This window comes from Sphingobium scionense, from assembly GCF_014197035.1.
In the GTDB taxonomy this organism is placed as follows: Bacteria; Pseudomonadota; Alphaproteobacteria; order Sphingomonadales; family Sphingomonadaceae; genus Sphingobium; species Sphingobium scionense.
This window is the reverse complement of sequence record NZ_JACIEU010000019.1, coordinates 37,601-51,035: the sequence shown is the minus strand read 5'-3', so window position 1 is coordinate 51,035 and position 13,435 is coordinate 37,601. Positions and strand designations below refer to the sequence as shown.

11 protein-coding genes are annotated in these 13,435 nt (G+C 64.6%); 8 read left to right on the top strand and 3 right to left on the bottom strand.

Annotated features, from left to right (window positions below):
* Window positions 1-87 precede the first annotated feature (87 nt).
* The 7 genes from panB (at window position 88) to GGQ90_RS20190 (ending at window position 6,251) form a co-directional block, all read left to right on the top strand.
* Window positions 88-960, top strand: coding sequence for a 3-methyl-2-oxobutanoate hydroxymethyltransferase (gene panB, locus GGQ90_RS20220; protein ID WP_004210735.1), 873 nt, complete (start codon window positions 88-90; stop codon window positions 958-960).
* 74 nt (window positions 961-1,034) lie between these two features.
* Window positions 1,035-1,733 (top strand): tetratricopeptide repeat protein, encoded by a 699-nt coding sequence (locus tag GGQ90_RS20215; protein ID WP_188083699.1) that lies wholly within the window; start codon window positions 1,035-1,037, stop codon window positions 1,731-1,733.
* 8 nt (window positions 1,734-1,741) lie between these two features.
* On the top strand, window positions 1,742-3,091 hold the full coding sequence (locus GGQ90_RS20210; RefSeq protein ID WP_188083698.1) for a PQQ-binding-like beta-propeller repeat protein: 1,350 nt from the start codon (window positions 1,742-1,744) through the stop codon (window positions 3,089-3,091).
* Window positions 3,092-3,123: 32 nt separating this feature from the next.
* Window positions 3,124-4,488: a ribosome biogenesis GTPase Der gene (der, locus tag GGQ90_RS20205; RefSeq protein WP_188083697.1), complete on the top strand. Its 1,365-nt coding sequence runs from the start codon at window positions 3,124-3,126 to the stop codon at window positions 4,486-4,488.
* Window positions 4,478-4,714, top strand: coding sequence for a sulfurtransferase TusA family protein (locus GGQ90_RS20200; protein ID WP_188083696.1), 237 nt, complete (start codon window positions 4,478-4,480; stop codon window positions 4,712-4,714). The genes der and GGQ90_RS20200 overlap by 11 nt, the downstream gene beginning before the upstream one ends.
* Window positions 4,715-4,769: 55 nt before the next feature.
* Window positions 4,770-5,201 (top strand): Hpt domain-containing protein, encoded by a 432-nt coding sequence (locus tag GGQ90_RS20195; RefSeq protein WP_004210730.1) that lies wholly within the window; start codon window positions 4,770-4,772, stop codon window positions 5,199-5,201.
* Window positions 5,202-5,246: 45 nt separating this feature from the next.
* Window positions 5,247-6,251, top strand: a complete 1,005-nt coding sequence (locus GGQ90_RS20190; RefSeq protein ID WP_188083730.1) for an LLM class flavin-dependent oxidoreductase — start codon at window positions 5,247-5,249, stop codon at window positions 6,249-6,251.
* A gap of 4 nt (window positions 6,252-6,255) precedes the next feature.
* Here the strand turns inward: GGQ90_RS20190 and GGQ90_RS20185 are convergent, their stop codons facing one another.
* Window positions 6,256-7,338, bottom strand: a complete 1,083-nt coding sequence (locus GGQ90_RS20185; RefSeq protein ID WP_188083695.1) for an acyltransferase family protein — start codon at window positions 7,336-7,338, stop codon at window positions 6,256-6,258.
* Window positions 7,339-7,522: 184 nt separating this feature from the next.
* On the opposite strand from GGQ90_RS20185, the gene GGQ90_RS20180 reads away from it, so the two are divergent.
* Window positions 7,523-9,187: an ATP-binding protein gene (locus GGQ90_RS20180; RefSeq protein ID WP_188083694.1), complete on the top strand. Its 1,665-nt coding sequence runs from the start codon at window positions 7,523-7,525 to the stop codon at window positions 9,185-9,187.
* A 14-nt stretch (window positions 9,188-9,201) separates the two neighbouring features.
* Here the strand turns inward: GGQ90_RS20180 and GGQ90_RS20175 are convergent, their stop codons facing one another.
* Both GGQ90_RS20175 and GGQ90_RS20170 read right to left on the bottom strand, forming a co-directional pair.
* Window positions 9,202-10,653: an MATE family efflux transporter gene (locus GGQ90_RS20175; protein WP_188083693.1), complete on the bottom strand. Its 1,452-nt coding sequence runs from the start codon at window positions 10,651-10,653 to the stop codon at window positions 9,202-9,204.
* Window positions 10,654-10,697: 44 nt separating this feature from the next.
* A complete protein-coding gene (locus tag GGQ90_RS20170) occupies window positions 10,698-13,397 on the bottom strand; it encodes a valine--tRNA ligase (RefSeq protein WP_188083692.1) in 2,700 nt (899 codons plus the stop codon).
* Between the last annotated feature and the right edge of the window lie 38 nt (window positions 13,398-13,435).

Below are 13,435 nucleotides of genomic sequence, written 5' to 3'. Positions count from 1 at the left end.
GAGAGCAAAACCGGCCGGAGCGCACATCATGCCGCTTCGGCCGGTCCGGCATTTGCACGCCGCGCCGGGCTGCGGTAGAGCGCGGCCATGTCCACGACCTTCACGCTCGACACCGCGACCAGCCGCGCCAACCCCACGCCCGCGCCGATGAAGCGGCTGACCGTGCCGCAGATCCAGCGCCGCAAGTTTGAGGGCAAGACCGACGAGCCGCTGGTGATGCTGACTGCCTATACCGCGCGTCAGGCGCAGTTGCTCGACCCGCATTGCGACATGCTGCTGGTCGGCGATTCGCTGGCGCAGGTCATCTATGGCCTGCCGTCCACCTTGCCGGTCACGCTCGACATGATGATCGCCCATGGCGCCGCCGTGGTGCGCGGCAGCTATCACAGCGTCGTGCTGGTCGACATGCCCTTCGGCTCCTACGAGGCTTCGCCCCAGCAGGCCTTTGCCAGCGCCAGCCGCGTCATGGCCGAAACCGGCTGCGCCGGCGTCAAGCTGGAAGGCGGCGAGGCGATGGCCGAGACGATCCGCTTCCTGACCCAGCGCGGCATTCCGGTGATGGCCCATATCGGCCTGACGCCACAGGCGGTGAACGCGCTGGGCGGCTATGGCGCACGTGGCAAGAGCCAGGAGGAACATGCCAAGATCCTGGGCGATGCCAAGGCCGTGGCGGCCGCCGGCGCCTTCGGCATGGTGGTCGAAGGGGTGATGGAGGAACTGGCCGACATCATCACGACCAGCGTCGACATACCCGTGATCGGCATCGGCGCCTCGGCCCGTTGCGACGGTCAGGTGCTGGTGGCGGAGGACATGCTGGGCATGTTCGAACGCACCGCCCGCTTTGTGAAACGCTATGCCAACCTCGCGGAAACGATCAGCCAGGCGGCGGAAAGCTATGCCGCAGAGGTGCGCAATCGCAGCTTTCCGGGCGATGATCAGGTCTATCGCCCGAAAAAGTGATTTGCGTGTCTCTGCCACGCCGCTAATGATCCCGCCTTCCGGCTGCCCCTAATGACCATTTTTCGGAGATTCCCGTGGCCCTGACGCCGCAAAACAGCGAAGCCTTCATGCGCGAGGTCGATGACGCCGTCCGCCAGGACCAGCTCCTGACCTTCTGGCAGCGTTATGGCCGTGCCCTGGCCGTCCTGCTGATCGTCGGCCTCGCCGCCTTCGGTGGCTGGCTCTACTGGCAGCATTACAGCAAGACCCAGTCGCAAGCCGTGTCCGAGCAGATGGATAAGGTGCTGACCACCGCCGCGGGTGGTGGTACGCCCGACGCCAAGGAAATCGATGCGCTGGCCAAGGCCGGCCAGCCCGGCTACCGCGCCTCCGCCCTGCTGGTGAAGGCCGGCCTTGCGGCGCGCAAGGGCGACAACAAGGCCGCGATCGAAGCCTATAAAGCGATGGCGGCGGACAGTTCGCTCGACCAGCCCTATCGCGACCTGGCCCTGATCCGTCAGACCACGATCGAATTCGACGCGCTCAAGCCGCAGCAGGTGGTCGATCGCCTCAAGCCGCTTGCGGTCGAGGGCGCGCCCTGGTTCGGCAGCGCCGGCGAACTGGTTGCCATCGCCTATATGAAGATGCGCAAGCCCGAACTCGCCGGCCCGATGTTCGCGGCCATGGCCAAGGACGAGAATGTGCCCCAGTCGATCCGTTCACGTGCGCGACAGATGGCGGGTCTATTGGGCATTGATGCGGTCGAAACGCCCGCCGAACCGGTACAGGGATAAGCAAGCGCATGGCTAAGCACAGCATCACCAAATTCGGCCGGATGGGCCGTACCCTGACCACCGTCGCCCTGGTAGCGATGCTTGCGGGCTGCGGCGTGGTCGGCGGCAAGAAGGGCGGCCCCAAGACCCCGGTGGTCGGCAACCGCACCTCGATCCTGTCGAACGAGCAGGGGATCGAGGTCGATCCGACCCTGGCCGACGTGCCCGTTACCCTGCCCGAATCCTATGCCAATGACCAATGGTCGCAGCCGGGCGGCGATCCGTCCAAGGCGATGGGCCATCTGGCGCTGGGCGCATCGCCGCAACAGGTTTGGACCGGTTCGATCGAGGGCAGCACGCCGCAGGCGCGTCTTGCCTCCTCGCCGGTCATCGCCGGTGGCAAGCTGTTCGTGATCGACGCGGGCGCCCATGTCATCGCGCTCGACGCCAACACCGGCCAGAAATTGTGGCAGACCAGCCTTCCGGCCGAAGGCAATGGCCGTGCCCTCTTCGGCGGCGGCGTCAGCGTCCTGGGCGACAAGCTGTTCGCCAGCACCGGCGTGGGCGACGTCGTATCGATGAACGTCGCCGACGGTTCGATCGGGTGGAAGGTTCATCCCGGCGGCCCGCTGCGCGGCGCCCCGACGCTGGAAAATGGCCATGTCTATGTGATGGGCCAGGACAATCAGATCTTCGCCCTAAACCAGAGCGACGGCGCGACCCAGTGGACCGACAGCGGTACGTTGCAGGTCACAGGCATCTTCGGCGTGGCGGCGCCTGCCGCTGCGCAAGGCACCGTGATCGCGGGCTACAGCTCGGGCGAAATCAACGCCTATCGCTATGAAAATGGCCGCACCCTGTGGGGCGATGCGCTTTCGCGCACCAGCATCTCCACCGCCGTCGCTTCGCTGACCGATATCGACGCCAATCCGGTAATCGATCGTGGCCGCGTCTTCGCGATCGGCCAGGGTGGCCGCATGGCCTCCTATGAACTTACCAGCGGCCAGCGCCTGTGGGAAATCAACATTGCCGGCATCTCCACCCCGTGGATCGCGGGTGAATGGGTGTTTGCCGTCACCAGCGACGCCAAATTGCTCTGCGTGGCCCGCGCCACGGGTAAGATTCGCTGGATCAGCCAGCTGCGCCGCTGGCAGAAAGAAAAGAAGAAGGACAAGGCGATTCGCTGGACCGGCCCGGTGCTTGCGGGCGGTCGCCTGATTCTGGTATCCACGCATGGCGACATGAACTATGTCGACCCGGCGACTGGCACCGTCCAGCAGGACGTGAACATGAAGAAATCCATGTCTCTGTCGCCCGTCGTCGCTAACAACATGCTCTACATCCTTGCCGATGACGGCAAGCTGACGGCGCTGCGTTAAGGGCAGCGATAGAAAGGAAACGGGCCTTCATCATGCTGCCCACAGTTGCTATTGTCGGGCGGCCCAATGTGGGCAAGTCCACCCTGTTCAACCGCCTAGTCGGGAAAAAGCTGGCTCTGGTCGATGACCAGCCCGGCGTTACCCGTGACCGGCGTGAGGGCGAGGCTCATCTTCTGGGCCTCGAATTCACCATCATCGACACGGCAGGCTATGAGGACGAAGATCCCCACAGCCTGCCCGGCCGCATGCGGATGCAGACCCAGGCCGCCGTCGAAAATTGCGACGTCGCCCTGTTCATGGTCGATGCACGCGCCGGCATCACGCCGCTGGACGAGGAAATCGCCCGCTGGCTGCGCGAGGGCGACGCCCCGGTGATCCTGGTCGCCAACAAGGCCGAGGGCAAATCGACCGAAGCCGGCGTCATGGAAGCCTTCGTGCTGGGCCTGGGTGAACCCATTCCCTTCTCCGCCGAACATGGCCAGGGCCTGGCCGACCTGTTCCAGGCTCTGCTTCCCCATCTCGAACGCGAGGATGGCGAGGAGCATGAGAAGGAATTTTACGAGGACGAGGAGAGCGCCCCGCTCAAGCTCGCCATCGTCGGCCGTCCCAATGCTGGCAAATCGACCCTCATCAACCGGCTGCTTGGCGAGAACCGCCTGCTCACTGGTCCGGAAGCGGGCATCACCCGTGACAGCATCGCCGTCGACTGGATGTGGACCAATGATGAGGGCGAGGAACGCCCGGTCCGGCTGATCGACACCGCCGGCATGCGCAAGCGCGCCAAGGTGCAGGACAAGCTGGAAAAGCTGGCCGTGTCCGATGGCCTGAACGCCGTGAACTTCGCCGAGGTCGTGGTACTGCTGCTCGATGCCACCCGTGGGCTTGAAGCGCAGGATCTGCGCATCGCCGACAAGGTGCTGGAAGAAGGCCGCGCGCTCGTCGTCGCGCTCAACAAATGGGACACGGTCGAGCATGGCTCGGCGCTCTATCAGGGCATCAAGCAGGCGCTGTTCGACGGGCTGGCGCAGGTGCGCGGCGTGCCGATCATGACCGTGTCGGCCGCCACCGGAAAGGGTTTGGACGACCTCATCAAGGTCGCCTTCGAAACCCGCACCGCTTGGTCGCAGCGTATTTCGACCGGCGTGCTCAACCGCTGGTTCGAGGTCGCGCTGGAGGCCAATCCGCCGCCAGCCCCGGGCGGCAAGCGGATCAAGCTGCGCTACATCACCCAGAACAAGACGCGGCCGCCGACGTTCGTGCTGTTCGGCACGCGGCTCGACGAACTGCCGGAGAGCTATCGCCGCTATCTGGTGAACGGCATCCGCAAGGAACTGGGCTTTGGCGCCGTGCCGGTCCGCCTGACCCTGCGCAGCGCCAAGAACCCTTATGCCAAATGAGGCGGGCGGCATCGATGCCGCCCCCTTTCACGTCGACGCCAGGGGCATGAAATGTCCCTGGCCCGTCCTGCGTGCCGCGCGGGCGATGCGCGATACCGATCATGTGACGATCGATGCTGACGATGCTATCGCGTCTGGCGAACTGGCGGCATTGGCGCAGCAGCATGGATGGCAATTTTCCGCCCTTTCCCCGCAGCGTTTCGCGCTCAGCAAGGCGCCGGCTTAACCGGCTGTTTACGCCCGCCCGCTAATCTCGCGAGCGTCAGGAAAGGAGTGCGCAGGTGCCCGAACACGCTACCGAACTGGTGGACTGGAACGATTTTGCTCGAACCCGCACGGAGTTGGGTACGGCCTTCATGCGCATTCTGGGCTATTTTCGCGAAGATGGTGAAAAGGCGATCGGCACCATCGAGCAGGCCTTTCGCGACCGCGATGCCGTCTCCCTCGTCCGCCCGGCCCATACGCTGAAGGGCGAATCGGCCCAGTTCGGTGCCCATCGGCTCAGCGCCATGGCCGAAGAGATCGAGATGGTCGCACGCCGCTGCGTCGAATTTCGCGAGAGCCCGGACGAACTGATCGAGACCGTAGTGGCCCTGCGCCCCTGCTTTACCGAGACCATGGCGCTGCTCGACCGGGATGCCAATCCCTTGGTCGCCCGCCGTCCCACCTTCGGCCGTCGCGTCGAACCGCAGGGCTTTGGTCGCGCCGGCTGAAATTCAGTATTGAAATAAAACCGACCATGGCCCCATATGGCAGCCATGACCCGCTTTTCCGTCCTAGACCTCGTCCCTGTCCGTGAAGGCAGTGACATATCCGCTGCCCTTGCCGATGCCGCCGACCTGGCTGCCCATGTCGAAGCACTGGGCTATCACCGCCTCTGGGTGGCCGAACATCATGGCATGGCCGGCATCGCATCGGCGGCCACGGCCGTGGTGCTTGCCCATATCGGCCAGGCGACCTCATCCATCCGCATCGGCGCCGGCGGCATCATGCTGCCCAATCACGCCCCGCTGCTGATTGCGGAGCAGTTCGGCACGCTCGACGCGCTGTTCCCCGGCCGCATCGACCTGGGCCTTGGCCGCGCGCCCGGCTCGGACCAGAAAGTATCGCAGGCCATCCGTCGCAACCTCAGCGGCGGAGCCGACCAGTTCCCCCGCGACGTGCTCGAACTCCAGGCCTATTTCGCCGGCGACGATCGGCTGGGCATTCAGGCCACACCCGGCGAAGGCGCCAATGTCCCACTCTGGATTCTCGGCTCCAGCCTCTACGGCGCGCAACTGGCAGCCGCACTCGGCCTGCCCTACGCCTTTGCCTCTCATTTCGCGCCGGCCGCGCTGGACGAGGCACTGGCCATCTATCGCCGCGACTTCCGTCCTTCGGCCCAACTTGACCGCCCCTATGCCATGGCGGGCTATAATATCTTCGCCGCCGACAACGCAGCTGAGGCCGAACTGGTCGCCAGTTCGATGCAACAGGCCTTCGTGCGCCTGCGCACCGGCCAGCCCGGCAAGCTGCAACCGCCGGTAGCGGGCTATTATGAGAGCCTGCCGATGCAGGCGCGGGCAATGCTGTCCGATGTCCTCAACGCCTCCAGCATCGGCATCCAGGCGGATGTCGAGCGCGATCTGGCGGCCTTCATCAAACGTACCGGCGTGGACGAGGTCATCATCGCCGCCCAGATCTTCGATCCGGCGGCGCGCAAGCGCAGCTATGAAATCGCCATGGCGGCGGCGCAGGCGATCAGCGCCCGCGAACTGGCCTGATGCGTCAGGTGGCGGCCAGCCGGCCGCCGCTTAGCAGCCCGGCGAGAGTAGGCGACAGGCGCTGCATCAGATTTCCGATCAGGATCACCACCGCCAGCACCAGGAGGGGCTGGGCGATCAGATAGAGCGGATAGAGCGGCGATCCCAGCGGCCCGAACAGGGCGCCCAGCACGGGACCGCCCAGCCAGATCAGGATCAGATGGGCACAGAAGAGGAAGAAGGCGTAGGGCTCGACCCGCATCAGCAGGCCGCGCGCAGGACTTTCCGCCAGCGCCCAGGCCAGCCGCCAGAAGCAAAGCGACGCCGCGATACGCACCGCCATGTCTAGGCTCGCCAGCATCAACGGCGCGAGCCCCGCCCCGGCCTTGAGCGAGACATAGAGTTGCGCACTCATCAACAGACCAAAGGGCAATAAAGCCGCGAGCAGTGGCACCGCAGCCGCCCGATCCGCCCAGCCCTCGCGCCGCGCCAATATGCCGATGGTAAAGAAGAACAGGATCGATGGCCGCATCAGCACCGGCGGCCCAAGCCCCGCAACCTGGCACGACAGCGCCACCAGCGCGACCGCCATCAACATCCAGTTGGGCAGCCGTACCAGCAGCGGCGCCGCGACCATGCACAGGAACAGATCACGCAGGAACGGCATCTGGACATTGATGTCCGGATTGCGGTTGATGATGAACAATTCCTCGGCGATCCAGCCACCCGATTGCGGGAGCGGCGCCGACAGGCCCAGCAGCCAGGCAGCACCCGACACCAGCAGGATGGCGACGGCGTTCCACAGCAGCATCGGCAGCAATATCGTCCGCGCCTTCCGCCCGACATGATCGAACCAATTGCGGGTGCGCGCCGACCCGCCGACAAGCCAGCCGGAAATCAGGCCCAGCAGCGGCACCGCGCTGCGGCCGAAAATCTCCATCAACACCCAGCGCAGTCCCTCCTGCGTGGACCCACGCAGCATCTCCAGATCCTGGCCGTTACGCCCGGTCCAGGCATGGACATAGACGACACCCAGAATGCAGATCACACGCGCAATCGCAATCGCATCCGATCGGCGCGTTGCATCGGCCAAGACGATATCGGGCAAGCAAAAATCCTGTTTGTGGCAAGTCTCTAATGCCTCAAACGCCCCACTGTTCCCTGCCTTGCGCGATGGAACGAGCCCCGAGCGGGGCCATGCGACGCTCGGCTGGGTAATCCAATATTTACCTCCCACGGATACTAAGCTGTTCGATTGTCGGAGCTTCCGGCAGGGGGGAACATAAAGGCTCATGACCCAGATGCCGGGCGCACAGCAATTTTCGCACGACACGGCCTCTGCCTCATCGTCCCCCGGCTTGCATCAGGCGCTGGGTATGGTGTTCCAGATCGCCGGATCAAGTTCCAAGGTTCTGGTCGACCCGAACAGCCTCGCCGCCTTTTCCCATGACCAGGACGCCTGCCTTGCCATGGCCGGCCAGGTCGGCAGCCAGGTCAAGATGCGCGTTGGCGATCGCTGGCTCATCGCCAATATCCGCTCGCTCGTGCTCGATCGCAGCAATGGCGGCGCAATCATTGCCGACATCGACTTTCTGGGCGAAGGCGACGAGGAAAAGCTTACCGGCCGGATCTACGGTTTCCGGCGCGGCGTCACCCGTTACCCCACGCCCGGCACCGACATCTATCCGGTGTCCAGCTATGACATGCAGCAGATCTATGCCGCCGATGATCGGCCGCATGTGCAAATCGGCACCGTCTATCCCACCACGGACACACGCGCCGCCCTCTATGTCGACGCGATGCTGGGCAAGCATTTCGCGCTGCTGGGTTCGACCGGCACCGGCAAGTCGACCAGCGCGGCCCTGATCCTGCACCGCATCTGCGACCTGTCGCCGCAGGGGCATATCGTCATGATCGATCCCCATGGCGAATATGGCGCGGCCTTTCAGCAGAATGGCGCCGTGTTCGACGTGAACAACCTTGCCCTGCCCTATTGGCTGATGAACTTCGAGGAGCATTGCGAGGTGTTCGTCACTTCGGAAGGCGCCGAACGAACGCAGGATTGTGACATTCTCGCCAAATGCCTGCTCGCCGCGCGGATGAAGAACCGCCTCGCCGAAAGCATCGGCCGCCTGACGGTGGATTCACCGGTCCCCTATCTCCTGTCTGACCTGACCGCGATCCTGCAGAATGAGATGGGCAAGCTGGAAAAGGGAACCGGTTCGCTCCCCTATATCCGGCTCAAGTCCAAGGTCGACGAGATCAAGGGCGACCCACGCTACTCCTTCATGTTCTCCGGCATGCTGGTGGCCGATTCGATGCAGGCCTTCCTGGCCAAGATCTTCCGCCTGCCCTCGGGCGGCAAGCCGATCTCGATCATCGACGTGTCCTCCATGCCCTCCGATATCACCTCGGTGGTCGTCTCCGTGCTGTCGCGACTGGTGTTCGACTATGCGCTATGGGCGCGCGACGAACCGCAGCGCCCGATCCTGCTGGTCTGCGAGGAAGCCCATCGCTACATCCCTGCAAGCACCAGCGGCAGTGGTCAGGCAGTCCGCCGCATCCTGGAGCGGATCGCCAAGGAAGGCCGTAAATATGGCGTCTCGCTGGGCCTCATCACCCAGCGCCCGTCGGACCTGGCCGAAGGCGTACTGTCGCAATGCGGCACGATCATCTCGATGCGCCTCAACAATGATCGCGACCAGGCCTTCGTGAAGGCCGCCATGCCCGAAGGTGCGCGCGGCTTCCTCGATTCGATTCCCGCCCTGCGTAACCGGGAGGCGATCATCTGCGGCGAAGGCGTCGCCGTGCCGATCCGCGTCGCGCTCGACAATCTGGAAGAACAGCGGCGTCCCGCGTCGGGCGATCCCAGCTTCACCCAGCTCTGGCGCCAGGCCGGCGGCGAAGACGATATCCTCACCCGCACCATCACCCGCTGGCGCAACCAGGGACGCTGAACGCGCGCCCTGCCTCAGCCGGTCGGTGCGATCCGCCCCGCCGGCTCGGTCTCGCTATGCACCGCTTCACGACATTCCTCCTCGTGAATCGGCACCATCAGCCTGGCCTTGCGCCAGCCGCCCTGCAGGTAGAGCAGGGTCGCAAGCGTCAGCGAAACCGCCGAACCCACCGGGAAGCTCAGCCACAGCGCATCCGCGCCGATCCGGGGATAGGCGAGATAATAGAAGCCCAGCCGCACCGCGAAGAGGGTGAAAACCAGGATCAGCAGCGGCGCCACCACCACGCCATTGGCGCGCATCACCCCGAACAGGATCATGGTGCAGCCAAACAGCATGAAGCTCCAGCTTGCCAGCAACTGCATGTTCCAGGCTGCGTCGATCACCGCCTGGTTATGGCTCAGGAACAGCGCCAGCAGCGCTTCGTGGAAGATCAGGATGACGACCACCATCGCGCCGGTGATCGCCAGCAGATAGGAAACCCCATAGCCCGTGATCCTGCTGATCCGATCCCAGCGGCCCGCACCGATATTCTGCGCCGCCATCGCGCTGACCGCCGCGCCCATCGCCATGGCCGGCATCTGCAGATAGGTCCAGATCTGCTGCGCCGCGCCATAGGCGGCCGTCACCAGAAACCCTTCGCGGTTGACGAGGCCGATCATGACCAGCCCCGACACCGACATGACGATCATCTGCAAACCCATCGGCAGCCCCTTGGCACCCAATACCCGCATCTCGTCCATCGCGGGCCTGAGGTAGCCCAGTTCCGCGCCGCGCAGCCGCAGCGGCAGATCCTTGGCATAGCAATAGATGATGAGGGCGATCAGGCTGATGAAGCCGGCCGCCGCCGTCGCCGCCGCCGATCCGCCGATGCCCATTGCCGGGATCGGCCCCAGCCCCAGGATCAGCACAGGATTGAGCACCAGGTCGATCGCCACCGACAGGATCATGAAGATCAGCGGGGTGCGCGCGTCGCCGGTCCCGCGCAGGCCCATCATCATCATGACGCTCAGCAGCCCGGCCGGCATGGCGACGAAGATCACCCGCAAATAGGTCAGAGCCATGTCGAACGCCTCAGGCGGCGTCGCCAGCAGGCGCAGCAGCGCCGGCCCGCCGAACCAGCCCGCCACGGCAACGCCCATGGCCAGCAGGAAGCAGAAGCCGACTGCCGAACCGAAGGCGCGCCGTGCCGCGTCCATATCGCGCGCGCCGACCGCCTGCGCGATCATTACCGTCGATGCCATGCCAAAGCCGAACACGACGGAAAACATCAGGAACATGATGATATTGGCATTCGCCGTCGCGGCGAGCGCCTGAGGCCCCAGGAAACGGCCGACCCAGATCGCGTTGATCGATCCGTTCAGCGACTGGAGGATATTGGACGCCAGCGTCGGGATGGCGAATGTCAGCAAGGTGGAGGCGATCGGCCCCTGCGTCAGGTCCCGCGCCCCTTGTGCCCCTGCTGTCATTCGCCCTTACCCCTTATCCCCGATTGCGGCGCAGGCTAGGCGGCTCAGCCCAGCCGGTCCAGTGCCGCCTTCAGCCTTTCCGCCTCAGCGGTCTTTTCGGCATGGTCCTCGCGCGCCTTGGCCACGGCCTCGGGCTTGGCCTTCTCGACAAAGGCCGGGTTGGACAGGCGGCCGCCCAGCGAATCCCGCTCCTTGGCCGCCGACGCCAGCGCCTTTTCGAGGCGGGTCTTTTCCGCCGCGATGTCGATCACGCCTTCCAGCGGCAGGATGAAGATCGCCTCGTCGACAACGATCTGCGCCGCGCCGCCGGCGACATCCTCGCCAAAGGCCAGGCTCTCGATCCGGCCCAGGCGCGCCAGCGCCGCACCCTGGCGATCCAAACGACCGCGCGTCGTTTCCGACGCATCGCGCACGACCATGCGCAGCTTGGCGCCCGGCGGCACGTTGAGTTCGGTCCGCGCGGTGCGGATCGCGCTCACCAGCCGGATCAACCAGTCGATCTCGCCCTGTGCATCGGTGTCGACCTCATAAAGGGCGACCGGCCACTCAGCCACGATCAGCTCCTGCGCGCGCTGCCCAGTCAGTTGCCACAGCTCTTCGGTGATGAAGGGCATGAACGGGTGCAGCATGACCAGGATCTGGTCGAATGCCCAGCCCGCGACCGCCTTCGTCTCATCATCCATCGAACCCTTGGTGAGTTCGATATACCAGTCGCAAAACTGGTCCCAGACGAAGTGATAGATGGCGTTGGCGCCCGCGTCGAAGCGCAGTTCGGCCATGGCGGTGTCGATCGCCTGCACCGTCGCCACCGTTTCAGCGACGATCCAGCGGTTGACCGGCAGCGTCGCATGCGGCGCTTCGCGGCTGGTCGAGGCGGTGACGCCATTGGCCTGCAGGAAGCGCGCCGCGTTCCACAGCTTGGTCGCGAAGTTGCGATAGCCCTCGACCCGCTTCTCATCCATCTTCACGTCGCGGCCCTGGCTTTCCATCGCCGCCATGAAGAAACGCAGCGCGTCCGCGCCGAACTTGTCGATCAGGCCCAGCGGATCGACCACATTGCCCTTGGACTTGGACATTTTCTGGCCGTCGGCTGCGCGCACCAGGCCATGGAGATAGAGCTTCTTCCACGGCACATCGCCCATGAATTCCATGCCCTGCATCGCCATGCGGGCATCCCAGAAGAACAGGATGTCGAAGCCGGAGATCAGCAGGTCATTGGGATAATGGCGGCTGAGCGTATCGCTCTGTTCCGGCCAGCCCAGCGTGCCGAACGGCCACAAAGCGGACGAGAACCAGGTGTCGAGCACGTCGGGATCGCGCACCAGCTTCTTGTTGCCGGCCTGCAACTGCGCCTCTTCCTCGGTTTCGGCGACATAGGCATTGCCTTCGTCATCGAACCAGGCCGGGATCTGATGGCCCCACCACAGCTGGCGCGACACGCACCAGGGCTGGATATTCTCCATCCAGTTGAAGAAGGTCTTTTCCCAGCTCTTGGGGACAATCTCGATACGGCCGTCGCGCACCGCCTGCATCGGCGCCACCGCCAGCTTGCCGGCATCGACATACCATTGGTCGGTCAGCCAGGGCTCGATCACTACGCCCGAACGGTCGCCATAGGGGGTCTGGATCGTGCGCGGCTCGAAATCGGCGGCGACTTCCTCGCCTTCCTTGTTCTTGGTGAGGTGCGGCTCCAGCAGGCCCAGCGCCTTCATCTCTGCCACCACCAGCTCGCGTGCGCCGTCCACGCCATCCTTCTTGAAGCGGTGCAGCCCCAGGAAGCGATCGGGGATCAGGCCGTCGGCGGTCTGCACGACATTGGCGTCGGCATCGAACATGTTCAGCATGTCCGCCGCCTTCATGCCCGCGCGCTTGCCGACTTCGAAATCGTTGAAGTCATGGCCCGGCGTGATCTTGACCGCGCCCGAACCCAATTCCGGATCGGCATGTTCGTCGGCGACGATCTTGAAGCGGCGACCGGTGATCGGCTGGAGAATTTCCTTGCCGATGACCGCCTGATAGCGCGGATCCTGTGCATTCACCGCGACCGCCATGTCGGCCAGCATGGTTTCCGGGCGGGTGGTGGCGACGACAATATGGTCGCTGCCATCGGCCAGGGTGACGCCGTCGGCCAGCGGATAGCGGAAGCGCCAGAAGCCACCCTTGGTTTCGGTCGTCTCGACCTCCAGGTCGGAAATGGCCGAGCGGAAATGCGGATCCCAATTGACCAGCCGCTTGTCGCGATAGAGCAGGCCGCGCTGGTGCAGTTCCACGAAAACCTTGATGACGGCCCTGGAAAAGCCCTCATCCATGGTGAAGCGCTCATTGGCCCAGTCCATCGAACAGCCCAGACGCCGCAACTGGCTGGTGATCGCGCCACCGCTTTCCGCCTTCCAGTCCCACACCTTGGCGACGAAATCGTCGCGGCTGAAATCGATGCGCTTCTGCCCGGCCGCGTTCAGCTGCCGCTCGACCACCATCTGCGTCGCGATGCCGGCATGGTCGGTGCCGACCACCCACAGTGCATCCTTGCCGCGCAGCCGCTCATAGCGCACGACAATGTCCTGCAGCGTATTGTCGAGCGCATGGCCGACATGCAGGCTGCCGGTCACGTTCGGCGGCGGATTGACGATGGTGAAGGGTTCGGCGCCCGGACGATCCGGACGGAACAGGCCATTGGTTTCCCAATGCTGATACCAGCGGGTCTCGATGGCGGCGGGGTCGAATGTTTTCGGCAGCTCGGTCATGATCGCGCCCATAACCATGTCTGCCGACTTTTTCCAAT